19 protein-coding genes are annotated in these 23,171 nt (G+C 65.8%); 4 read left to right on the plus strand and 15 right to left on the minus strand.

The features are described 5' to 3' along the window. Positions 1-13 precede the first annotated feature (13 nt). The 5 genes from DX923_RS15010 to dapA form a co-directional block, all read right to left on the minus strand. Positions 14-1,675: a methyl-accepting chemotaxis protein gene (locus DX923_RS15010; RefSeq protein ID WP_116115900.1), complete on the minus strand. Its 1,662-nt coding sequence runs from the start codon at positions 1,673-1,675 to the stop codon at positions 14-16. Positions 1,676-1,808: 133 nt separating this feature from the next. Further along, entirely contained in the window at positions 1,809-2,558 is a 750-nt protein-coding gene (locus tag DX923_RS15015) for an ABC transporter ATP-binding protein (RefSeq protein WP_116115901.1), read from the minus strand. 11 nt (positions 2,559-2,569) lie between these two features. Beyond that, positions 2,570-3,670, minus strand: a complete 1,101-nt coding sequence (locus DX923_RS15020) for a hypothetical protein (RefSeq protein WP_116115902.1) — start codon at positions 3,668-3,670, stop codon at positions 2,570-2,572. Positions 3,671-3,816: 146 nt separating this feature from the next. After that, positions 3,817-4,533, minus strand: coding sequence for a hypothetical protein (locus tag DX923_RS15025; RefSeq protein ID WP_116115903.1), 717 nt, complete (start codon positions 4,531-4,533; stop codon positions 3,817-3,819). 203 nt (positions 4,534-4,736) lie between these two features. Further along, positions 4,737-5,648, minus strand: a complete 912-nt coding sequence (gene dapA / locus DX923_RS15030; RefSeq protein ID WP_116116373.1) for a 4-hydroxy-tetrahydrodipicolinate synthase — start codon at positions 5,646-5,648, stop codon at positions 4,737-4,739. An 83-nt stretch (positions 5,649-5,731) separates the two neighbouring features. Between dapA and DX923_RS15035 the strand changes: the two genes are divergently transcribed. The 4 genes from DX923_RS15035 (at position 5,732) to DX923_RS15050 (ending at position 9,426) form a co-directional block, all read left to right on the plus strand. After that, complete coding sequence (locus tag DX923_RS15035; protein WP_116115904.1) at positions 5,732-6,652, plus strand: LysR family transcriptional regulator; 921 nt, start codon at positions 5,732-5,734, stop codon at positions 6,650-6,652. Positions 6,653-6,709: 57 nt separating this feature from the next. Further along, a complete protein-coding gene (locus DX923_RS15040) occupies positions 6,710-7,228 on the plus strand; it encodes an SRPBCC family protein (protein WP_116115905.1) in 519 nt (172 codons plus the stop codon). A gap of 465 nt (positions 7,229-7,693) precedes the next feature. After that, positions 7,694-8,851: an AAA family ATPase gene (locus DX923_RS15045; RefSeq protein WP_116115906.1), complete on the plus strand. Its 1,158-nt coding sequence runs from the start codon at positions 7,694-7,696 to the stop codon at positions 8,849-8,851. Then, complete coding sequence (locus tag DX923_RS15050) at positions 8,848-9,426, plus strand: hypothetical protein (RefSeq protein ID WP_205413060.1); 579 nt, start codon at positions 8,848-8,850, stop codon at positions 9,424-9,426. The genes DX923_RS15045 and DX923_RS15050 overlap by 4 nt, the downstream gene beginning before the upstream one ends. A gap of 55 nt (positions 9,427-9,481) precedes the next feature. Here the strand turns inward: DX923_RS15050 and DX923_RS15055 are convergent, their stop codons facing one another. From DX923_RS15055 to betT, 10 genes are all read right to left on the minus strand, one after another. Beyond that, positions 9,482-10,789, minus strand: coding sequence for an enterochelin esterase domain-containing protein (locus DX923_RS15055; protein WP_116115907.1), 1,308 nt, complete (start codon positions 10,787-10,789; stop codon positions 9,482-9,484). Further along, positions 10,782-11,606: an ABC transporter ATP-binding protein gene (locus DX923_RS15060; RefSeq protein ID WP_116115908.1), complete on the minus strand. Its 825-nt coding sequence runs from the start codon at positions 11,604-11,606 to the stop codon at positions 10,782-10,784. Before DX923_RS15060 ends, DX923_RS15055 begins: the two co-directional genes overlap by 8 nt. Further along, on the minus strand, positions 11,603-12,712 hold the full coding sequence (locus tag DX923_RS15065) for a FecCD family ABC transporter permease (protein ID WP_116115909.1): 1,110 nt from the start codon (positions 12,710-12,712) through the stop codon (positions 11,603-11,605). The genes DX923_RS15060 and DX923_RS15065 overlap by 4 nt, the downstream gene beginning before the upstream one ends. Then, positions 12,712-13,725, minus strand: coding sequence for a FecCD family ABC transporter permease (locus DX923_RS15070; RefSeq protein ID WP_116115910.1), 1,014 nt, complete (start codon positions 13,723-13,725; stop codon positions 12,712-12,714). The genes DX923_RS15065 and DX923_RS15070 overlap by 1 nt, the downstream gene beginning before the upstream one ends. Before the next feature lie 31 nt (positions 13,726-13,756). Beyond that, on the minus strand, positions 13,757-14,758 hold the full coding sequence (fepB, locus tag DX923_RS15075) for a Fe2+-enterobactin ABC transporter substrate-binding protein (protein ID WP_240322659.1): 1,002 nt from the start codon (positions 14,756-14,758) through the stop codon (positions 13,757-13,759). A 166-nt stretch (positions 14,759-14,924) separates the two neighbouring features. Continuing rightward, positions 14,925-15,950, minus strand: coding sequence for an endonuclease/exonuclease/phosphatase family protein (locus tag DX923_RS15080; RefSeq protein WP_162873051.1), 1,026 nt, complete (start codon positions 15,948-15,950; stop codon positions 14,925-14,927). Between the two features lie 90 nt (positions 15,951-16,040). Continuing rightward, entirely contained in the window at positions 16,041-16,181 is a 141-nt protein-coding gene (locus DX923_RS16395; protein WP_162873052.1) for a hypothetical protein, read from the minus strand. Positions 16,182-16,217: 36 nt separating this feature from the next. Further along, positions 16,218-18,911, minus strand: coding sequence for a TIGR03773 family transporter-associated surface protein (locus DX923_RS15085; protein ID WP_116115912.1), 2,694 nt, complete (start codon positions 18,909-18,911; stop codon positions 16,218-16,220). Between the two features lie 26 nt (positions 18,912-18,937). After that, the gene (locus DX923_RS15090) at positions 18,938-20,770 is read right to left on the minus strand and encodes a choice-of-anchor M domain-containing protein (protein WP_162873053.1); all 1,833 of its coding nucleotides are present in this window, start codon (positions 20,768-20,770) and stop codon (positions 18,938-18,940) included. Positions 20,771-21,156: 386 nt separating this feature from the next. Beyond that, complete coding sequence (gene betT / locus DX923_RS15095) at positions 21,157-23,151, minus strand: choline BCCT transporter BetT (protein WP_240322660.1); 1,995 nt, start codon at positions 23,149-23,151, stop codon at positions 21,157-21,159. Positions 23,152-23,171: the final 20 nt, after the last annotated feature.

A 23,171-nucleotide genomic window follows, 5' to 3' on the forward strand; every position in this document is an offset into this window, starting at 1 on the left:
CGCGTTCTACGGATCAGTACTGGAAACGTCCGATCAGCGACTGCAATTCATGTGAACGGGAAGCCAGTTCCTGAGCTGCTGCCGAGGTGTCCTCGACAGCGCCGTTGGTGTCGGCCGCCGCTTGGGAGACTTCGTCGACATAGCCGGCGATCTGGCCTGCTCCGCTCGCTGCATCGGAGACATTGCGACTCATCTCGTTGGTGGTGGCCGTCTGCTCCTCCACCGCCGAGGCGATCGTGGCCTGGGTGTCGTTGATCTGGGCGATGATCGCCGAGATCTCGCTGATCGCCGCGACTGCGGCTTCGGTGTCGATCTGGATCTGCTCGACCCGGTGGGAGATGTCCTCCGTGGCCTTGGCGGTCTCCTGCGCGAGGTCCTTCACCTCATTGGCGACCACGGCGAAGCCCTTACCGGCTTCACCGGCCCGGGCTGCTTCGATCGTCGCATTCAGGGCCAACAGGTTCGTCTGCTCCGCGATGGTCGTGATGACCTTGACGACATTGCCGATCTCCACGCTGGAATCGCCCAGCTTTGCGACCGTGGAATTCGTACGGTCGGCGACCTGTACAGCGCTGGCCGCGACCCCAGCCGCGTCGGTGGTGTTCTTCGAGATCTCCCGGATCGACGCCGTCATCTCCTCGGTACCGGCGGCGACCGTCTGCACATTGTTCGACACGTCGGCGGCCGAGCCCGCTGCTGCTCCTGCTCGCTCCGAGGACAATGTCGCCGAGGCCCGCATCTGACCGGCCGTGGCGGTGAGTTCTTCACTGGCGGCAGCCACGGTGGACGAGGCCTCGCCGACCCGGCGGAGAACGTTCCGCATCGACTCCCGGCTCTGGTCCAGTGCTCGAGCCATGTCGCCGATCTCATCGGCGCTCTGCACATCGGCGGAGACTCGAAGGTCACCGGCGTCCATCGCCTGCACGCTCTGCAATACCTTACGGACAGCGGTCAGGATGGCACCGCTGATCCGCAAGGACAGGAAGACCAGGATGATGCCGGCAACCAGCACCATGCCTATCGAGAGATAAGTCGCCAGGTTCCGCGCGGAGGCCAGATCGGCCCGGCTGTCATCGACCCGTTTCTTCGCCAGATCGTTCAGTTTGGTGGTGGCATCGCTCAATGGATTCATCGACTGGGCAGAACCAGTGGTGGCCAGCTCAGTGGCCTCCTTGAAACTGTTCGCGCCATTGGCCTTCGCCAGGGAGACGATCTTGTCGTCGTTCGCGGTGAAGGCTTTCGCCTGGGCCTGGATCTCGGTGAGGAGCTTACTCCCCTCCTCGGTACGAACCATGTTCGTCAGCTGGTTCAACCGGTCGTTCAACCCGGCCATGGCTTCCAGGTAACTCTTACGCGCTTCGTTGCTCGGCTCCACCGCCGCGCTGCCCTTCGCTGCGATGTCCAGCACGTAGGCGTTCTGCTGGCCGTTCATCTCCGAGACGAACTGATCGACCCGGACGACAGCTGTCCGGGTCTCGTAAGCGTTCTCCAGTTCGCTGGTAGTGGACGCGATCGAGTTGAGCGACCACATCGAGAGGAAGGTCAACCCTGCGGCCACGACCACACCGGTCAGACCGATCGACAGAATCTTGGTGCGCAATCCCAACCGTCGTCCCTGTGGCGAAGGGCCCTGCCCTCCGGCCTGCGACTCCTCCGGCACGGATGATTGGTACATCTGGGCTCCTGCGAGACTCGGTAAGGTGGCCTCTCGGTCCAAAGGCCACGAGCGCCCGAGGTGGCAGTCCGGGGCGCACGGTCACCTTTCGGCAGTTCCCGGACCAAGCTGAGCGAACAGGCCATGAACAGCGTCAGATTCGCTCCGCCTGTTGTCGTGCGGTCCTCAACTGCGGGTCAGCTCGACCGGAACACCGAAGGACTCGTCCTGGAGAACTTTCTCCAACGGTGAGTCCGGCCGCTGCTCTTCGATCGACGAGGTAGCTCGTGGTGCAGCAGTCGATCATCTCTTTGTCGTGGGTCGCGATCAGGACGGTGCACCCGGTCTCCGCTCGTTCTTGGAAGAGTCGGATGACCGCACTGCGGTTCTCGTGGTCCAAGGACGCGGTCGGCTCGTCGACGTAGATGATCCGGGCTTTCCGGTAGATCGCCCGGGCGACTGCGAGGCGCTGTTTCTCCCCGCCGCTGAGATGGGACGCCTGTTCGTCTTCTCTTCCGACGAGGCCGACCTCACTGAGAACATCGGCCAATCGCCCTCGGTCGCCACGGGTTTTCCCGCTGAGCGGGCTCGCCCGCATGGTCACGTTGAATCCGACGTTCTCGTCCTCCATGATCCCGTAGTCCTGCAACACGAAAGCTGCGTCCTGCCGCCAGAAGCGACGCCGCCGCGATTCCTGCCATCCGGTGGCGTCCACCCCGTCGATGACGACCTGCCCCGTCGTGACCTGCTGCACCAACCCCAGGCAGTGCAACAAGGTGGTTTTTCCGCACCCGCTCGGACCGATCAGCGCGGTCATCGTGCCCGGTTCGCAGGTCAGATCTACCCCGTCGAAGACCTGCGAACCGTCGATCACGACCCCGAGGGAACATGCTTGCACCATCATCGCGACACCTCTCAGATTCTGCGGGTGGCCACCCTGTCGAAGACTTTCCGGACCGCGAGAACATGCATCACCGGGGTGAGCAGCACCATGAGCACACCCAGGAGCACGATCTCCGCACGATGTGCACCACCGACCGTGAACACGGCCAGAACGGTGATCACGGTCATGACCACCAGCTCTGCGGGGAGTCGTTCACCGACGACCTCGGCCCAGGTCGCCCCGGAGAACCGGAGCGGGAAATCACGCCGGGCACGCACCAGCGCCCGGACAGATGCGGAGACCCCGGCCGAGAGCACCAAGGCCACCACCGTGGTGACAAGTGAAATCCCCTGCAGCCAGGCAAAATACTCCGCGTACTGGGCACGGAGCACTCCTGCTTCGGCGACATATTTGACGGTGACCTTCCCGGACAGTCCGTGATCCTGAACCCCCTGCCTCGTCGCCGAAAGGCCGGTGAGCACGATATTTCCGGTGGAGGAGACCGACCCCAGGAAACCGTCGTCGAAGGTCTCGTACAGCGACGGGGCCACCGCGATGAGGGCCTGGTCACTGAAGAGGAGAACACCGCTGCCCGCCTCGGCCAGCGGAAGTCCCGGTCGACCGGTGTAACGGTAGAACGCGAGATCAGTCGCCTTCAGGGGCCGGTCGGTATGTCGACGCCAGATCTCCAGGTTCGGCTCCAACATCTGGGTGACCGCGATGGGCACTTTCTCCGGTGCCACCTTCGTGAACCCGGGAGCAGACTCCCAATCGGCCCGGCCGACCATCATCGCCAGCCAAGGGGCCGTCACCAAGGAGAAACTGTCGTCCTGATCAAGTGGTGGGCTCGCCGCTCCGCCTCTGGCCCAGGTGTAGGACAGCGCGGCCCCGTCGCGTCGCTCCGCATCGTGAACGACCGACCCGATCCGGTGCTTGATCTGTTCGAATCCGGTATCGCCGGTGCCGGAGGGAAGCAGGACATTGACTTTGTCCGCCAGGTGTTTCCACTGAGCCAGTTGTTTCGACGCGGAACGGGATTCCTCGACGATCGTCAACGTCGGCGGAAAAGTCACCATGACGAGCCCGAAGAGGACGAAGGTGAGCGTGAGCGCCGGTCCGCGCAGGCTTCCCACGGCAGGCCGACGTCTGACCAATGCCGTCGTGGAGGGTCGAGAAACCGCCGAGAGCAACACCGCCAGAAAAGCAGTCAGCGACAGGGTCGTCCCGGCGAAGACCGCCCACGACTCCAGATAGGACGGGACGAAGACACTCCCCTGGGTCAGGGCGCGACCAGCCCCGTGGAGACGATGGCGGCAACGGCCGCGCCTGCCCCGACGGCCACACCGAAAACGGACAGGTCCTCTGCTTGGATCCGCGCAGCCGAGACGCCGTTGAGGATACGCAGCGACCTGGTTCGCGCCCGGACCGCCGCCCAGTAGAGCACCAAGGATCCCGATAACCCGACGACGGCACCGATCGTCGCCAGAAAACTGGGCTGTCGGTAAAGCATCTCGAGCGAGGTGCCGATGCTGATATCGACCCAACGGACAATGACACCTTGGCCCTCCAGCCAGGAGGTGAATCCCGACCGGTCGGCAGACGGCCCGGTCACCAGGTACTCCCCTGACGGGTAGGAGCTCTCCAAGACCTCGACCGGCCGCACCGGAGAAGTCGAACCGCCGAACCGAGCAATCTGCCCGGACACGTCGACGCCACCGAGCGGAACAAGGACCTGCCCGGACTGGTCGCCGCTCAGATCAGGCAATAACTTCACCAACCCGACCCGGTACTTCTCCGCAGCCGCCGCCAACCGAGGGTACGGGTCGGCGCCGAGCTCCGGAGACCTGGTGAAATCCAGGTCCAACGAAGCCCGAGCACCGACGGCCACTGGAGCAGAACGGTCCAGCAGGCTGACATTCACCACACTCAAGAACGAGATCAACCCGAACAGCAGCACCGACGCCAGAGAAATCAACCGCAGATGGAATGACCTCATCGTCCAATGCCTCCTCAGCGATCTCTACAGGTAAATCCCGAGAGCAAAACCGCAGATTCAGCACGAAAAACCATGACTTCCCCGCCTCATCTCGCGAGCTGCCATCAGCTCATAGGCCAATGACACAAAGAACCACGGCCCACGACAACGAGAAACGCCGAGGAAATGCTCTAAATCAGCCGCAGATCAGCAGCGGAAACCGGTTACTCCACTGCTGTGGAACCCACACCCGACGCGGCCAGCCCGGACCGCAGGATCTCCAGTTCCGCCTCCGAGGACTCCACCAGCGGCATCCGCACCGCCGCGTGCTCGATGACCCCGAGTTCCACCAGCGCAGCCTTCGCCATGATCGCGCCCTGCGAAGTACGCATGATCGCGTTCACCGCAGGCACCAGCTGCCGGTGCACCCGCCGCGCCTCGACAAGATCACCGGCGTCCACCGCGTCCACCATCGCCCGGTACCGATCACCGGCGACATGGCCGACGACGCTGACCACACCGGCCGCACCCAACGCCAGATAAGCCAGGTTGTCCTCGTCCGACCCCGAGTACCAGGCCAGACCGGTCTGCTCCATCAGCTCGGTCGCCGCCCACTGGTCACCCTTCGCGTCCTTCACCGCCACGATCCGCGGGTGCGACGCCAACTCCCGCAAGGTCTCGGAGGTGAAGGGGATCCCTGTCCGACCAGGGATGTCGTAGAGCATGACCGGCAGCTTCGTCGCATCGGCGACCGCACGGCAGTGCGCGATCAGCCCGCGCTGCGTCGGCTTGTTGTAGTAAGGGGAGACCAGCAGCAGACCGTCGACCCCGGCCGCCTCGGCGCGCGCCGTCATCTCCAGGACGTGGCGGGTGTCATTGGAGCCGACACCGGCGATGACCTGGGCGCGTCCGTTCACCTGGCCGACGACGAGTTCCATCATCTGCACGCTCTCGTCGTCGGAGAGCGTCGCCGATTCGCCGGTGGTGCCATTGACGACGATGCCGTCGTGGCCGGTGGCGAGGAGGTGTTCGACGAGGGCGCGGGCTCCGTCGAGGTCGAGGGAGCCGTCGGGGTGCATGGGGGTGACCATGGCGGTGAGGACGGAGCCGAAGGGGCGGGCGGGTGTCTGCGTCATGGGGTCAGCCTGCCCGACCTGAAGCATCCAGTCCAGCAACTGATTCAGTGCAGTATTACGTAGTTTTGCTTCATAATCGGGGGGTGGTCGAAGCAGAAGCCCTCCGCGCGCTGGCCCTGGTCGCCGAGACCGGCTCGGTGACCAGTGCGGCCGACGTCCTCGGGTTCACCCCGTCCGCGGTCTCCCAACGGTTGAAACGGCTCGAAGCCGACATCGGTGTCGCCCTGCTCGCCCGGGTCGGACGCGGGGTCGCGCTCACTCCCGCCGGAGAAACCCTCGTCGCCCGCTCGGTGGACGTCTTCGCCGCCTTGGAAGGCGCCGTCCATGCAGCCCGGGCCCGCACCCGCCACGTGTCCGGCACCGTGCACGTCGTCGCCTTCTCCACCGCCATCCGCGGACTGTTCACCCACGCCCTGCCGGCCCTCGCGACAGCACACCCGGACCTGACCATCGAGATCGACGAGGCCGACCCGGCCGAAGCGCTCGCCGTCCTCGCCAATGGCAGCGCCGACCTCGCCGTCGTCCACGACTCCCGGACAGCACCTGCCCGTCGGGCCGAGAGCTCGTCACAGCGCACCTGTCTGCGGGAACTGTGCGTCGACGTCGGCGATGTCATCGTCCCGGCCGGGCACCGCCTCGCCGGACGCGAACGGGTCGGTGCCGCCGACCTGCGGGAAGAGACTTGGGTGACCAGCCCGACGGGAACGGCCTGCCACGACTGGTTCCGCCGCCTGTTCGCCCGCGGAGCGCACCCCCATGTCGGCCACCGCATCGACGACTTCTCCACCCAGATCGCCTTGGTCCTCGCCGGAGGCGGTATCGCCCTCGTTCCCAGGATCGCCCGCCCGCCTCTACCCGACGGTGTGGTGTCCTTGGCGGTCTCCCCGGCTCCGGCCCGTGTCGTGGAAGCCGTCTGGCGGGTCAGCTCCGACGAGAATCCGGCCGTACATGCCCTGGTAGCAGCACTGTCAGAGGCCGCCGATGGATTACCTGACATGTCATAGTCGCATCCGATCGGCACCTCCGGCCGAACCTCCAGGAAACAGGGGTAGCGTCACCACATGACGACCTCCCAGCCGCACACCGCCGGGTGTCTCCAGTCACGCAGTGTGGAACGCCTCATCCATGCCGACCGGCAGACGATCTTCGACGTCCTCGCCGATCCCTTCCAACATCACCTGATCGACGGCTCCGACATGGTCAGCGGAGAACCGCACGGCCCCGGACGACTCAGCCACGGAACCCGCTTCACCATGGGCATGCGCCGGTGGGGGCGCGTCCCCTACCGGTCGGTCAACGAGGTCGTCGAATTCGAGGAGCCCCGGCTGATCGCCTGGGCCACCACCGGCGAATTCCGGGGGAAGCCCTTCGTCGGCGGACACCGTTGGCGCTACGAACTCGAAAGCCACGAGGAGGGCACCATCGTCCGGGAGACCTACGACTGGTCGACCGCCATGCACGCCCACTGGACCATCGAGAAACCTGCTTTCCCCGACCGGTTCGCCCCGGCCATGGCCGCCACCCTGAAACGACTCGCCGAGCTCGTGGAGAACCCACAGCATTCCCGTCGCCCAGCCTGAACCGCGGATCTCCGAGCAGTCGGCGTCACCGTCGGGAAGATCCGGTGGTGGCGCCGAACACTGCCCGGAGTGGTCGACCACACATCCGATAACTTCCCATCTGGCACGCCCGCGCAAGCGAGGACACGCCGAACACACCGGCAGATACTCAGATCGCGGAACTGTAGGAGCCACGCCTCGTCTACTGGCTTTCCTCTGCGACGCCGAGCCGACCGAAAAACTTCGCGCGAGGGGAATTTCGATGACTCCCGCCCCTTGTTCGAAGACGCTTTCCGTCGACGCGGAATGCTACGTCAGGCTGAGCCAGCTCACCGTCGAATTGAAACAGCACTGCGAGGTACTGCAGGAGCGGCGGCACAGCACCGAATCCTCTTGCCCCCCTCGAGCTGTCAGATGCCACCGGTAGCCTGGGATCGCACGAAACCCCTCTGCAGCTGGGGTGTGTAAATCGGGACAAGGAGAGACATGCACGTCACTCGAGTCAAGGCCAGCAATTGGAGAAATTTTAAAAACATCGACTTTCCCATCGAAGACCGACTGTTCATCGTGGGCCCCAATGCTTCAGGGAAGTCCAATCTTCTCGACCTCTTCCGCTTCGTTGGAGATCTCGCATCACCCGGCGGGGGGTTGTCCGCAGCCCTTGATAAACGCGGCGGGCTGACGAAGGTCCGCAGCCTTTTTGCACGCAACAAGCAAAAGGGCGCGCTGATCGTTGACTTCGAGCTTGAGGACGACTCGGACGTCTGGCACTACCACCTCGAGATCAAGACAGAAAAGGGTGGGAGAAATCGCCCTATCGTTCACGCAGAAGTCGTGGAGAAGAACGGGAAAAAACTCCTCAGCAGGCCGGATTCCGCAGACAGCGCTGACCCGGAACTCTTGACCCAGACCCATCTCGAACAGATTTCCGCGAATCAGAAATTTCGCCCCCTATCCGACTACTTCACCAAAGTAAAATACTTTCATCTGGTCCCCCAGATCATCCGCAGCCCACTGCGGCAGGGCATCACAGCCGGAGACCCTCACGGGAGCGACTTCATCACTCAGATGAATACAGTCCAGACTCGAACTCGGGAGGCTTGGATACGACGCATGCAGGCCGCGCTCCAGGCCGCCGTTCCGGAGTTCGAATCACTGAACCTAGAAGTGGATAAAAGCGGCGTGCCGCACCTGATAGCCGGTTATCGCAACTGGCGCAACAGCCCGGCACGGCAAAACGAAGCCGATTTCTCCGACGGCACCTTACGACTCATCGGCTTGCTCTGGACGCTGGTCAGCGCGCCTGCAAAAGGAGGTGTTCTGCTGCTAGAGGAGCCAGAGCTATCACTCAACTCGGCGATCGTCCGCAAGCTGCCCACTGTCCTCGCCACCGCGCAACGCGACCGTAGCATGCAGACGCTGCTGTCGACCCATGCGCCGGAAATCCTCGACGACGAGGGGATTCGCCCAAGTGAAGTGCTCGTACTCAGGGTGACCGCAGACGGCACCACAGCCTCCCTGCTGTCCAAGATTCCCGAGGTGGCAGGGGAGATTTCTGCCGAGCTCCCCACCTCTGAGATCGTCAACGGCCTGGTCTCGCCGACGGACCTTTCCGGCCTGGTCTCCGTGGGCAAGAAAACATGATCAATATCGCCGTTGAAGGAGAGTCCGACCGTGAGGCAGCCGCGGCGGTCGTTCGAACAGCCGGGCACGAGGTCGCGAAAATTGTGGTGGCAGGAGGAAAATCGCGACTCGACCCAAAAATTCCGAACTACAATACAGCGGCAGCATACGCACCCTGGGTCGTTTTTCGAGACTCTGATTCCGACTGTCCCGTCGAACTCCTCCGCAAGTTGGCTCCACCATTGGAAGACTGGAACAAATCTTTCTGCCTGAGAATCGCGAAATCGATGACGGAGTCATGGCTGATGGCAGACTCAGCATCTTTCTCGAAGTACTTCAAAATCAAAGCTAAAATCATCCCACAAGACCCGGACGCATTGACACATGCCAAGCGTGCACTTCTACAACTGTGCAAAGACTCCTCTTCTCGAGATATACAGAGAGACATGGTCGCCGCCGATGGGAGGGCAGGGCCCTTGTATGCCAGCCGCCTCAATGAGTTCGCCTCTCAGCACTGGGACGTAACGGCCGCAGCAAATCGGAGCAACAGCCTTGCCCGAGCGCTCAAACGCATCGGGACAATATCGTTTCCATGATCTCCAATGCCAAGAGGCATCCCCGGAAAGACGCAGCTCACCATCAAACCCGCAGTTAGGGTGCGATGCCGTCCAGTTCGTCGAGGGCGTGGAGGAGACCGTGCCGCCACCAGGCGTAGTCGTGCCCGCCCCGGTATTCGCGATGGGTGACATCGACCCCGGCGAAGCGCAGAGTGTCCCGGCAGGCGCGGGACAACAACACCATGTCGTCCTCGTCCGTCCCGACCTGGACGACGAGACGACGGCCGGGCAGGGTCTCCCCGGCCTCGGCCAGAGCTCGAACCTCCTCCAGCAGGACCCCCGGTGTGGGGTCGTCGCGACGAGGTTCCCGTCCGGGCGCGAACCAGAACGAACCGGACTGGGCGACCGCCGCCGAGACCAGGTCTGACCGGTGCACGAGCAGCCCGGCCGCGGCCAGGCCGCCGAAGGACTGCCCGCAGACGAGGGTGCGAGACGGATCGTGCACGCCGATCAGCGGCGCGGTCGCAGCCAGCGCTGCGGCCACGACGGCCCCGACACGCTCCGGGTGAGGCAGATCGGCGGCGCGCTGATCGAGACTGCCGGAATCGACCATCAGCAGATGAGGGCGCCGACCGCCGCGGCGGTCAAGAGCGACAGGTAGACCGAGCCAGTACCACATCCGTCCGTCGAGAACGATGAGGACGGGCGCGTCCGGGCCAGCAGCCGGTGAGAGATAACAGGTCCGCATATTGTCGCCGTACGGCGTGCGCAGGTCGGTCGACCCGACGGCAGGCCCGGCAGGAGGCAGCCCCACCGGGAAAGTCAGTTCGATGACCAGTCGACCACCGGTATCCGTATCGGCCCAGGCCGGGTGGATGCAGGCAGCCGGACCGGTATGGACCGATGAGCGGTACCCTCCCCTGAAGTCGGGGATGGATTCGGGATTGGCCGGATCTGGTCGTCCAGCAGCGTGAACGGCCAGCCATCCCGGACGGGTCGCCCCCACGTCGGCGGGAAGGTCACCGTGGGGCATGTCGGCAGCAGCAACGAAACGGTAGCTCCACGTGCCGTCGGCCGGAAGCAGGTAGGTGAGCTGCCCCTCGTCGAGGAAAGCCAGGTCGGCTCGGGCGCGGTGGCGATCGGTGAGCCCGTTGAGATGCAACATCACCGGCCCTGCCTGGTCGGGGTACCGGAAGATGACCGGGTGGTGCCGGACACCGCCGATCAGGAGGACCTCCCGGCCGGAACGCCCACCGACTTCCCGCAGAACGGTGACATCGTCGACGGTATCGAGATCGGCCGGAGTGAGCGGGCGGCTGCCGGGCCCCAGAGGTGCAGCGACGAGCTCCCGGTCAGGGGCGGAGCCGGGCGCCCAACAGGACTGCTCTGCCGTCCTACGCATGGTCGTCCCAGCGGGGTGCACCGGTCGGGATCACCAAGGGTGCACCGCTGAACGGGTCGTCGATGATCCGAGCAGGCAGCCCGAAGACCTCCTCGAGGAGTTGTTCGGTGAGCACAGCAGCGGGAGCTCCTTCGGCGACGATACGGCCGTCGCGCATGGCGACCAGGTGAGTGGCATAGCGGGCGGCCTGGTTGAGGTCGTGCAGCACCGCGACCAGAGTGTGCCCGGCCTGGTGCAGTTCCCGGCACAGTTCGAGCACTTCGACCTGGTGGGCGATGTCGAGATAGGTGGTCGGTTCGTCCAGGAAGACGACCGGAGTGTCCTGGGCCAGCACGGTCGCCAACCACACCCGTTGGCGCTGCCCGCCGGAGAGCTGGTCGACGACACGGTCGGCCAATGCGGTGATCCGGGTCGCAGCCATCGCAGCGGCGACGGCTGCCGCGTCCTGCGGGCTCCACCGGCGGAAAAACCGCTGATGGGCGAAGCGTCCCCGAGCGACCAGATCGGTGACGGTGATCCCGGAAGGCACCACATTCTGTTGCGGCAGCAGCCCGATCCGGGTCGCCACGTCGACGGTGCGCATCCGGTGGATGTCCTGCCCATCGACCAGGACACAGCCCGAGGACGGTTTCAGCAGCCGAGCCAGCCCTTTGAGCAGGGTGGACTTCCCGCAGGCATTCGGCCCCACGATGACGGTGAACTCACCGACCGGGACCTCGAAGTCGAGGGCGTCGACCACCGCCCGGTCGTCATACCCCAGGCTGAGCGCCTGGCCCGCGATCTGCGGGGTCGAGGTGAGGGGAGATGATCCGCTCATGTGGTGACACTCCGGGATGGTCGGGACAACAGCCACAGCAGGTAGACGCCGCCGAGGACACCCGAGGTCAAACCGATGGGCATCTGCAACACCTGGGGAAGCCGTTGTCCGAGGAGGTCGGCGGCGACCACCAGCAGCGACCCGGTGACGGCGGCGGTGACGACGGGAACCTCGGCGACACCGACCATCCGACGGGTCAGGTGGGGTGCGGCGAGAGCGATGAACGAGATCGGCCCGGCGGCGGCGGTGGCCGCACCGACCAGACCGACCCCGGCGGCCACCGTCACCACCCGGGACACCTGGACAGGGACCCCGAGCTGGGTGGCCAGGTCGTCACCGAGTTCGGCAGTGTTGAGATGGCGGGCCACGGCGAGCAGGACGGGCAGCAGCACAATGACGGCGACAGCAGCCATCGCAGCCTGGGTCCAGGTGCGGGCGTTCAGGGTTCCGGTGAGCCAGGCGTGCCCGGCCAGGGCGATGTCGGCGTCGTACTGGGTGAGCACGATGGTGGTGACGGCGCGGAGAAGGGCACCGACACCGATACCGACGAGGATCACCCGGTAGCCGCCGGCAGCACCGCCGCGAAAGGACAGCGCGTACACGACCAGCGCGGCCAGGAGCCCACCGAGCATCGCCCCGGCGGACACCACGAGGGGCCCGGCGCCGAAAATGACGATGAGCACGACCGCACCGGCAGCGGCACCGCTGGTGAAACCGATGATGTCGGGCGACCCGAGGGCATTGCCGGACATCGACTGGAAGACCCCGCCCGAGGCGGCCAGAGCAGCTCCGACGACGACCCCGGTGACGACCCGGGGCAGGCGGATGTTCCACAGGATGGCTTCGGTGGTCTCCCGGCCGTGCCCGGTGAGGGTGGCCAGGACGTCGGTGGCACTGATCGAGGTGCGTCCGGTCGTGAGCGCGGCGACGACGGCGACGGCCAAGGCCACGATCAGGGCGGTCAGGACAACGGCTTTGCGCCGATGCCAGGGCAGGCTGAAGTGGGTGCCGAACCGAATCGGAGTGAAAGCCAGATGCCGGGTCGGGTCGAAGTCCTCGGCCCGACGGCTCTGATCGGTAGCGGTGCGAGCGGGTGGCGGTGTCATCACAGCCGGTCCAGTCTGCGACGGCGGGCGAAGGCGATGAAGATGGGGGCACCGATGACGGCGCAGACCACGGAAGCCTGGACTTCCTGCGGGGGGACGACCGCTCGGCCGAGGACATCGGCCAGGAGCAGCGCATCCGCGGCGACCAGCGCGGAGACGGGGACCAGCCTGCGTTGGTCGGGCCCGAGCAGGGAACGGACGATCATCGGCGCGGCCAGGCCGACGAAGCTGATCGGTCCGGCGATGGCGGTGGCCGTCCCGGCGAGCAGGACGACGGCGATCCCGGCCAATGACCAGGTCAGCAGCGGTGAGGCGCCGACGGCACGGCCCAGTTCGCTGCCCAGGGCCAGGGCGTTGAGACCAGGAGCGGCGATGAGTCCCAGGACGATGCCCAGGACGGTGATCACCGTGCCGGTGACGATCAGCGGCCAGGGCCGGGCGGCAACGGCACCGGAGTCCCAGTAACGGAAGGATTCGAAGACGGCGCGGTTATTGATGACCAAGGCTCCGGTGACAGCGCTGAGCACGACGGAGAGCGCCGCCCCGGCGAGGACGAGCCGAACCGGATCGACGGTTTCCCGGAAGGCCCCACCGAGCAGCAGTACGGCGATGCCACTGGTGGCAGCCCCGGCGAAGGAGAACAGGATCATGGTGGCGACGTCGGCGTGCGGCATGACGACCAGTCCGAGGGCGACGACGACAGCTGCACCGGCACTGATGCCGAGGAACCCTGGTTCGGCGAGCGGATTCCTGGTCACGGCTTGGGTGAGAGCCCCGGCGGCGCCGAGGGCTGCACCGACGACCACGGCGACACCGGTGCGGGGCACACGTAGGTCACGCACCAGGACGTGGTCGCTCAGCGAAGCGTCGTACGCCGTGAAGGCGGCGATGACACGGCCGAGGGGGATGTGATGGGAGCCGACGGCCAGCGATGCCAGGACCAGCACGGCCAGAACAGCGCTCGAGACGAGCACCGTTCCGACCGTGCCGGGGCGTGGCAGCCGGGTCAGCATCCTGTCCCCCTGGCGGGGTCCAGGAGGTGATTCACGCGGGGAAGGCCTTGGCGAGGGTGCGGGCCATCTCCAGGGCGCTGTAGTAGTCCATCTTGAAGGAGCTGGGCTGCAGAGGAACGATCTTGCCTTCGGTGGAAGCGGCGGGGACGGTGGCATAGCCGGGGGCGACTTTCAGCTTGGCCACGGTGTCCTCGGTGCCGTCGATGAGGAGAAGGTTCTTACTGGTCAAGGCGCTGACGCTGTTCTCTGCGGAGAGGAAGGCGACGTCCTTGCGGTTTTTTCCGCCCGGGTTCTTGGCCTTGGTGGTGTCGACCGGCGCGAGGGTGAAGCCCATGGCTGAGAAGACCTTGTCGTGGGGCCCGTCGGGCAGGGCGAAGGCGGATCCGTTCTCGCCGTTGAAGACGATCGCCTGCACGGGTTCCGTGGGTGCTGCGGTCTTCTTCTTGAGCTCGGCGACCTCCTTGTCGTAACCGGCGACGATCTCGTCCGCCTTGGTGGACAGCCCGGTGGCCTGCCCGAGTTGCTTGGTCACGTCCTGCCAGCTCTGGGTGAGGTAGTTGACGGAGACGGTGGGTGCGATGGCCTTGAGCTGCTCGTAGTTGTCCTTGGTGCTGTCACCGCCGGAGGAGGACATGATGATCAGGTCGGGTTTGGCGGCGGTGATGGCTTCGAGGTCGAGCTGGTTCTTGGCGTAGAGCGCTTTGACGCCGCGCTCCTTGGCCACCGGCGACCAGTAGGAGAAGAATCCTTGCTCGTCGAATCCGGGCATTCCGGGGGCGGAAGCGCCGGAGCCTTTGACGGGGGCCTCGATCGCCAGGAGGGATCCGGTGAGCACGATCGAGGTGGAGACGATGTTCTTGGGTTTTTCCTTGAGGGTGGTCTCGCCGAGGTCGTGCTTGATGGTGATCGGGCCGGAGCCTGACGCGCTTCCTCCGGAGGCTCTGCCGGTCGCTTCTGGCGAACAGGCGGCGGCGGTGAAGGCAAGGCTTACCGCGCTGAGTGCGACGAGGGAGCGGCGGATCAGCGAGTTCATGAATAACTCCTGGTGGAGACACTGCAACAGGGATAACTTAGGTGAGCCTAACCTAAATTTCCTGGGCAATTGAGGGCCTTTTCCCCTTACCGAAACCCTCAGACAGGCTTCTCGCCGCGAGCCGACCTCTCCCAGAAGGACATCGCGGAGCACACGAAAAAAGACATCACTTCGATACCAATACGCACCGCGTGTAGACCCCCGCATGATCAGTGCCGGACACCACGAAATTCCGATGCCCCGAACAGGTCAGCCCACGCGACAGCACATGGTCCAACTCCACGAAAGGCGGAACGAACGACCCCTGCGGCCAGGTGTACGCCGGCCACACCCCCGAGGAAGCCGACGACGAGCCCACCTCAGCACGTAAGGCCCGGAACACCGGATGACGGGCCGTCGCATTGAAATCCCCGGCCAGCACCACCGACTCACCGGCGCTGACGGACCACTCCCGCAGCGCGGTCAACTCCCGATGCCACGCTCCGTTGTACAAATCCACCGGAGGAAAGACATGCACGCCCCTGATCAGTACAGGGGTACCACGCACGCCGACCCTCACCAGCGGATTCTGGAAGGTGAACTCCTCCGCCAAGGGGTCGACGACAGCCTCCTGAGGTGCCTTCGTCAACACCATCGACCCTGCAGCGGCCTCGTCGCGTACCTCCCCGGTACGGAACTCGTACCGGTCAGCCAGGCCCAGACCGTCCAGTTCCTCGACATGCCGGGGGTTCGTCTCGACGAGCACCACCACATCCGGATCGAATTCCGACAACCGATCGATGATTTCCTTCGGATCAGCTTGGCCCAACTGGCAATTGAGGGTGAGCACCGTCAGATCAGGAGACGCAGGATCTCCCTGGACCCGCACCACCGGAAAAGGTGACGGCGCCACCGCCAAGGCCACCAGGACAGCCAGGCAGGCCCACCCGACCCGGCTCATCGAGCCACGCCTCCACGCCACGACGAGAAGAGCCAGGGCCGCTGATCCGAAGCCCAGGACCGATTGCAGGATCGGGATCAACGGCTCGGCCGTGTCCCACATCCCCAAGAGCACCAGCCCAGCGCAGCAGACGATCGCGAACACCTTGGCCAGCACGACGAGCGGCGTCGCCACACCGCCCTGCGATGACGAAGCCACCGTCCTCCCCGAGCGCTTCCTCGACGGACGCATGCCCTCCGACGAATCGTTCACCACAGTGCCTCTCAGAAGGCCGGCCTCCCTCCGATGATCAGTGCCCGTCGACGGAGACTGCGCGCAGACACGGCCGCCTCTGCCTGTGCCCTACCCGTCCAGCCCGTTCTCACACCCGCCGGTCCAGGCGGACGGTTCGACCCGGTCGGCGACATGCCTCAGGCAGACCTCGGACACGACTCGGGGCCGTACCCCGGACACCACGGCGATCGCCGTAGCATCCAGGGACACGGCCCCGATGAACCTGTCGGCTCAGAACCTCTCGGCTCAGACGGTTCCTGGGGTGTCCCCATCCGGAACGGCTGCGGCCTTACGGCTCCGGTGGCGTCGTGCCAGCAGGAAGAGCAACCCGGCGTTGACCGCCAGGGCAGCTGCCAGCAAGCCGTCCTTCACACCGAAACCGGCGCGAGAAGCAGCCACCTGAGACGGGTTGGGAGCCCCCGTCGGTGCAGCAGCTGCCGCCGTCGGCGGTGCGGTGATCTTCGGCCCACTGTCACAACCGCCGACCACCACGTTCAGCGTCATCGGAGCAGACAGTTCCTTGCCCTGCTTCGTCTTCGCCGAATGTGTCAAGGTCAGTCGGTATTCACCAGGTTTGGTGAACACCCACGAACCCACCTGACGGGCGTTGGACGGCAGAGCGTAGGACGTCGTCCCACCGACCGTGTCGAACAGACGCTGTCCGACTCCGCCACCGAACGGACCAGGCAGGAAATGCGCGACCTGCCCCGGCCCTTGAGCAGCCGTCAGGGTCACCGTGACCGGGCCTGCGGCTTCCTTCACCAGACTTTCGTGCTGGCTGTTCTCCCCGATCAGCGGCACGCCCTCTTCAGGGGTGGCACCGATCGTCCACACGTTCTCGCCGGGTTTGGCGATGAACTCCATACCCTCAGGTGCCTTGTGCCGGGCTTTGTCGCCCAACCCGAACACCATCGCGGTCGGGGACACGAACTTGGGTGGGGCATTACGGGAGTCCTTGATCATCGGCACCAAGGCCTGCGCCTCGAGCCGCTGGGTGATGTCGAAGCTCCCGCTGGTCGCCACACCCGAAGGCATACCCGAAGCACCCGGTTTGCTGCAGACCCCGTCGAGGATCGGCGTCGGATCAACCTCTACCGGTTGGCCGGGTTCGACCGGCTCGCCGATGGGGGTGACCACCGGAGGCAGCCCCAGGCCGTTCTCCAACGGAGGAAGCGGCCCCGCCCAACCTGCCCAACCACCGGGAAGATCCACGGGCAGAGCGTCCGGGAGCGGTCCCACCGGGGCGGCAGCACCACGCGTCGTCGGAGCCGTGGAGGCCCCCGACGATCCACCCACGACGAAGGTGTAGGTGACGGTACGGCTGGACATCCCGGACGAGGTCGCCCGCGCTGTCAGCGTGTACGTCCCCGGAGCGGAGAACAGCCAGTTGGCGTGTTCCAGCGAGGGCTTGGCCAGGTGGAAGGTGCCGGGAAGCGCAAGCCCCCCGTGCGTGAGCACACTGCCCGGCTTGCCGTCTCGGCCCGTCCGGAACAGTGACACCCGGCCCGGACCGCTCACCGACATCTCGATGTCCGTGGCCCCGAGGCCGGTGCCCTCCAGCGCGGAGGTGTTCCAGCCCAGTCGGATCAGCCGCGGGCCACCGCCCGCCGGGAGCACGTAGGCCCTGTTCCCGGCCTCCGGGAATCCCGCAGGCACCTGGCGGAGAGCGTTGTCGCCCACCAGAACCCGCACATTCTCCGGAGTACGGATCACATTGCGGCCAGTGATCTCCTCACGCACCGACAGGTCCAGGGCACCCTGACCCTGACGGACGTAGAACAGGTCGGCGACACCCCGGTTCAAGGTGACCTTTCCCTCGGCCGGAGCCGAAGGTCGACCCGGACCGGGCACGGATGCCCCCGGGTTCGACGGCGAAGGTGTCGGGTTCGAGGTCACCGGCGGCTGGGGGGTCGTCGGCGGGTTCGACGTGGACGGCGGCGTGGACGGCGGCGTGGACGGCGGCGATGCGCCCTCCCCCACCACCCAGGTGTACGTCACCGCACGGCTCGTGACCTTCTTGCCGTCCTTGACCGCGCTGGCCTGGACCGTCACGGTGTACGTGCCGACCTTGGTGAACACCCAGTTGGCGACACCACGACCGGCCTTGTCGACCCGAAAGGCGCCCGGCAGGGAGTACCCCTCGGCCAGAACCGGCTGAGGAGACGCTCCACCGCTGAACAGTGCCACCGCTCCAGGGTTCTTCCCCACGGTGAACTTCAGATCCACATCGGTGAATCCGGCAGCCTGCGCCTGGGTGGTATTCCACGCCGGACGCAGCAGACCGGGCGTGCTCTTCTCCGGAAGGAGATAGCCTGCGCCACCCTTCACGACCGCCTCAGGCAAACCAGTGCGCTGCGCCTGAGGTTTCACGTGGAACACGACCTTCTCCGGGTCGTGAGCGGCACGCTGTGCCCCTGTGCCCGTTGCCGATCCGAGCTGAAGGACGCCGTCCTTCACCGTCACGTCGAAAGCGTCCACATCGCCCTGATCGAGTTTCTTCTTCCCGACCGGGGTCGCCGTGGTCGTCGGGGCCGACTCCGCTTCCGAGACCGGCGGGGAATCCGCCGTCGTCGGCGCCGGAGCCGAGGATGCCGTGGCAGGAGCCCCGGTAGAAGAATCCGTCGCAGCCGGAGCAGCACCGGTCGGTTTCGCCGCCGGAGCCACCGGCCTGGCCGGAGCGGCCGAGGTCGCCGGAGCCACCGGAGCCGAAGAGGACGCCGGAGCCGAGGGCTTCGGCGACGCCGACGAGGAGGAGGCCCCCGCCGATGCACCGGCCGACGCGCCCGGGGTCGCCGGAGTCGGTTCCGCCGCGGCAGCGTTCGGAAGCCCACCGGTGGGGAAGGCCAACATGACGCCGCAGCATCCGGCCAAGGCCATGGAGAGTCGAGAACGACCGCGCACGGCCGCCACTGCTCCACGCCCGTCAGCAGCACCAGTCACTCGGACACCTGGAGCCCAGGGCTCGTTCATGGAGTCCCGCCCGTGCTCTTGCGGCTACGCCGGAAAAGCAGGAAGCCCGCGGCCAGCGCGGCACCACCGACACCCAGCATCGACAGGATCGGGCCACCGGTGTACGGCAGCTCACCACCCGGGAAGCCCGGGATACCAGGGGTGCTGTCCCCGGCAGGGAGGCCCGGGAAGGCAGGGCTGCCCGGAGTGACCGGGACCGCCGGAGAGACTGGCTCACCCGGGCTGGCCGGCAGTCCCGGGCTGGCAGGCAACCCCGGTGAAGCCGGGAGACCCGGAGGCGCCGGAAGCACAGGAGCAGCAGGCATCCCGGAGTTGTTCGGCGGCACGCTCGGCACCACCGGCACGACCGGCACCTCGTCGGCCGCCGGAGCGGCCTGCGCACCGATCTCGATGCTCTCCTCAGTGGCAGGAGTGGACGCGGACGGCGCAGGCGCCACCGGTTCCGCCTTCCCACCACCGGCCTTGATAGCGTCCTGACCGACGAGGACCTTCAGCGTCTGCGTTCCGCTGTCCAGATCACGGCCGTCCTTCGACTTCGCCGTGTAACGCACCGACAGGTCGTAGGAGCCGGGCTGGGTGAACACCCATCCGGAGTTGGCCCGGGCTGCCTTGTCGATCGCGAGCTCCCGCACCCCCGCACCGGTGTCGATCTGCACGGACGGCTTCTTGGTCATCGCGTCCAAGGTGAACAGCTTCACCTCGCCAGGCCCCGAGGACTTCTCCAGGTGCAGACGCACCGGCCCGGACAAGGACGCGAAGTCGATCTTCTCCGTCGAGTACCCCGGCCACACCACACCCGGCCGCGGCGCAGGCGGGGTGACGAAAGCCGAAGACCCTTGGTCACCCAGGAAGTTCCACTCAGCACCCTCGAACTCGGCGCCACGCACCGACTTGGCGCTGTCACGCACGCCCAGGGCCACCTCTTCCAACGGGCGTCCTGCTGCGGAAGCACCGTCGGTCACGGACAGGGTGAGACGGTCGCCGTCCTGACCTGCCTGCAGGCTGACCTTGCCCTCAGTCACCAACCGACGCTGGCCAGGCGCCTGCTTCTGCTGCTCCTGGCCCTTCGGTTTCGCGCCCTGGTCGTCGACGACGACCGGGGCGTCCGTGGAGACCCGCGGCGCGCTGGTGACGTCACCGACAGGAGCCTCGATCACGACGTCGTCCGGGGCTGTACTCGGAGCGCTGCGGTTTCCCTGCGTGGTCGGCGCGGACGAGGGCTGGGTCGCCGTGGGCGAGGGCTTCGGCGCGACGGTCCGCTGCTTCGGCGGAGCCGTCCTGGTCTGCTGCGCAGCAGGACGTTTCGTGTCGTCCTGTCCGGCCAGCACGCCACGTGCAGCGTACTTCTTCGACGGGTCGAAGTCAGGGGTCAACAGCACCCGTGAGGTCTTCGCCGCAGCACCGTCCTTCTGGGCGGCAGGAGTGAACTCGAACACCAACCTCGTACGGGCGACTGAGGCCGCCTCCACGATGGTGTGTTCCCAGACGCCGTCGGCGGCGTCCTCCTTCCAGGATGCGGCGGCTTTCTGCTCATCCGCCTTGTAGCTGGTCAACGTTCCGGTTCCACGCAGTGCACGGTCGGTAAAAGCGATCTTGACCTGCATGGTCCGTGCGTCTGCACCGGGGGTGAAGGTCACCGTGAACGGCGTGCCTGCCGTCTCGGTCTTCGGGGAGGGAGCAGCGTCCTGGGCGTGCACGACCACCGACGGCGCGCCATGAGCGGCGGCGACAGAGGGAGCCAGGCCAGTCACGGCCAGGAGTGGCGTCGCCAAGCACAATGTCACCAAGTGACGTCGCCGCGACGGCGCTCCCCCGAGGAGGGATTTCATGCGGAGCCTTTCCGATAGAGGGGCTGATGAAGATCAGTGAGGCGTCTCGGGTTGGATCAGATCATGGGAGTACACCCTTCCGCCGGCCACCGGTACGACGGGGAGAAGCACGACGCGCCTGTTCGAAGACACCTTCAGTGCCTTCCGGCGGGGCCACACGCTCTGGCCTCATCTTCTGCTCCTGCCACCACATCCACACCGGCGGTCCCGATGCCGCAGACAGGCGAAATGCCTGCGGGCAGACCATATCCGGCCCAAGCGCGCCAGGCGACGGATAGGTCCCCACAAGAAGACATCACTACACCCAGGCCGGAACGCCCTCCAGCATGACAGCAGACGGGCGTTCCGGCCAGGGAAAACAGATGACGGACATCGAACCGACCGTCTCAGGTCGCGGCATCCTCCAACCGGAGGAACTCCAGATGCCCCTCGTACTGGTCGAGGACGTCGTGGATCAACTGACCACGGTTGTACCCCATGACGTCGTACTCCTGCCCACCGTTCGCCAGATGCACCTCCAAGCGGGCATAGGCGCTGCGGCCCTTCATCATGCGACCGCCATAGGCCGGGACCGGCGCCTGGTCGAGCTCCACCCGATACACGAACGGATGGTCCCCGACGCCGGACGTCCTCAGATCCACGAAAGACTCCCCGACCTCGACCTCAGCAGGCTGACCACGCAACACGAACTCGGCAGCGACTGCACGCAGCGCCGGCTCCACCACCCGGGAGAGATAACGGTCGGCGTCCGCGACATCGGTCAATTCCATCGCCCGAGCCAACCGAGCCTTCCACGCCGATGCGCTCGCATCCTGTTGACCGACGGAAGCGGTCGCACCACCAGGCAACGGCGCCCGGACCGGAAGCACCGGCGGGAACCGATGCCGACGAGCCTGAGCCTGACGTCCTTCGACCTGAAGAGCTCGATAGAGACCCACCATCACCAGCACCATCACCACGGCGAAAGGCAGACCCATCACGACGGTGGCCTTCTGCAAGGTGGAGATGCCACCGACGAAGAGCATCGCAATGGTCAGGACGCCGGTCACCGCTGCCCAGACGATCCGCAGCCAGGGCTTGCCGTCGTCATAGGGCGAGCTGAGCCGAGAACTCAGGTTCGCCATCACCAGAGCGCCGGAGTCGGCAGAGGTCACGTAGAAGAGCAGACCCACGAAAGTGGCCACCCCGACCAGGAAGGTCGGCGCAGGATACTGCTGCAGAAGGGTGTAGAAACCCTGCTCCGGTTTCGCCGAGGCCAAAGCGGCAAAAGCTCCGTCCCCGCTGCGGATCCGCTCGATCGCAGAATTACCGAAGATCGACACCCACATGACGATATAGCTGAACGGGAGCACCATCGTCCCGGCGACGAACTGGCGGATCGTCCGACCCTGGCTGATCCGGGCCAGGAAGAGACCGACAAAACTCGCCCAGGCGATCCACCACGCCCAGAAGAACAGCGTCCACGAAGACATCCACTCCGTGGGCTGGTCGTAGGCGAAGGTCTGCGCACTCATCCCGGGAAAGGCGACCACGAAGCCACCAATGTTCTGCACCAAGGCGTTCAACAAGAACTGGGAGTTCCCGGTCACCAGCACCCAGGCCGCCAACCCGATCGCCAGGAGGACATTCATCTGGCTGAGCACCCGGATGCCCTTGTCGACCCCGGTGGTCGCCGAGACCGCAGCCATCACCACAGCGATGACGACGAGAGCCGTCTGCGCAGATAGCCCCTGCGGCACACCGAAGAGGATCTCCAGGCCCACATTGAGGAAGACGACACCGATCCCCAGCGAGGCGGCAACACCGAAGATGGTGCCAAGAACTGCCGCCACATCGACCAGGTGGCCCAGCGGACCCTCCATGCGGGACCCGAAGACCGGCACCAGCGCGGAACGTACCGCGAGGGGCTGATGCCGCCGGTAGGCGAAGTAGCCCAAGGCCATTCCCATCAGGCAGTACATTCCCCAGCCGGTGATGCCGTAGTGGAAGAGGGTCCATACCGGTGCCTGTTCGGCGGCTTCCAAGGTGCTGCCCGGGCCTCGTGGCGGGGTCAGATATTGGGTGACCGGTTCGGCCACCGAGAAGAACATCAGGTCGGTACCGATGCCGGCCGCGAAGAGCATCGCGGCCCAGGAGAAGGTCGAGAACTCCGGTTTGGCATGGTCCGGCCCGAGTTTGATCCGGCCGTATCGAGAAACGCCCAGCAGGATGACGAAGACCACGACGGCGGTGCCCAACAGGATGTAGAACCAGCCGAAGGCATCGGCGGTCACATTGACCAGGTCGGTGATGATCCGCCCCGTGGCCTCCGGAGCAGCCATCGCCGCCCCGGCGACGGCGAGCACCCCCATGATGGAACCCACGAAGACCACCGGGTTCACCCGATTTTCTGTCGTGAGAT

The sequence above is a fragment of the Austwickia chelonae genome (assembly GCF_003391095.1).
Classification (GTDB): Bacteria; Actinomycetota; Actinomycetes; order Actinomycetales; family Dermatophilaceae; genus Austwickia; species Austwickia chelonae_A.

Coding starts and splice junctions, on each gene's coding strand:
- DX923_RS15010 (WP_116115900.1), bottom strand. CDS start 1,675: ATGTACCAATCATCCGTGCCGGAGGAGTCGCAGGCCGGAGGGCAGGGC.
- DX923_RS15015 (WP_116115901.1), bottom strand. CDS start 2,558: ATGATGGTGCAAGCATGTTCCCTCGGGGTCGTGATCGACGGTTCGCAG.
- DX923_RS15025 (WP_116115903.1), bottom strand. CDS start 4,533: ATGAGGTCATTCCATCTGCGGTTGATTTCTCTGGCGTCGGTGCTGCTG.
- dapA (WP_116116373.1), bottom strand. CDS start 5,648: ATGACGCAGACACCCGCCCGCCCCTTCGGCTCCGTCCTCACCGCCATG.
- DX923_RS15040 (WP_116115905.1), top strand. CDS start 6,710: ATGACGACCTCCCAGCCGCACACCGCCGGGTGTCTCCAGTCACGCAGT.
- DX923_RS15045 (WP_116115906.1), top strand. CDS start 7,694: ATGCACGTCACTCGAGTCAAGGCCAGCAATTGGAGAAATTTTAAAAAC.
- DX923_RS15050 (WP_205413060.1), top strand. CDS start 8,848: ATGATCAATATCGCCGTTGAAGGAGAGTCCGACCGTGAGGCAGCCGCG.
- DX923_RS15055 (WP_116115907.1), bottom strand. CDS start 10,789: ATGCGTAGGACGGCAGAGCAGTCCTGTTGGGCGCCCGGCTCCGCCCCT.
- DX923_RS15060 (WP_116115908.1), bottom strand. CDS start 11,606: ATGAGCGGATCATCTCCCCTCACCTCGACCCCGCAGATCGCGGGCCAG.
- DX923_RS15065 (WP_116115909.1), bottom strand. CDS start 12,712: ATGACACCGCCACCCGCTCGCACCGCTACCGATCAGAGCCGTCGGGCC.
- DX923_RS15070 (WP_116115910.1), bottom strand. CDS start 13,725: ATGCTGACCCGGCTGCCACGCCCCGGCACGGTCGGAACGGTGCTCGTC.
- fepB (WP_240322659.1), bottom strand. CDS start 14,758: ATGAACTCGCTGATCCGCCGCTCCCTCGTCGCACTCAGCGCGGTAAGC.
- DX923_RS15090 (WP_162873053.1), bottom strand. CDS start 20,770: ATGAAATCCCTCCTCGGGGGAGCGCCGTCGCGGCGACGTCACTTGGTG.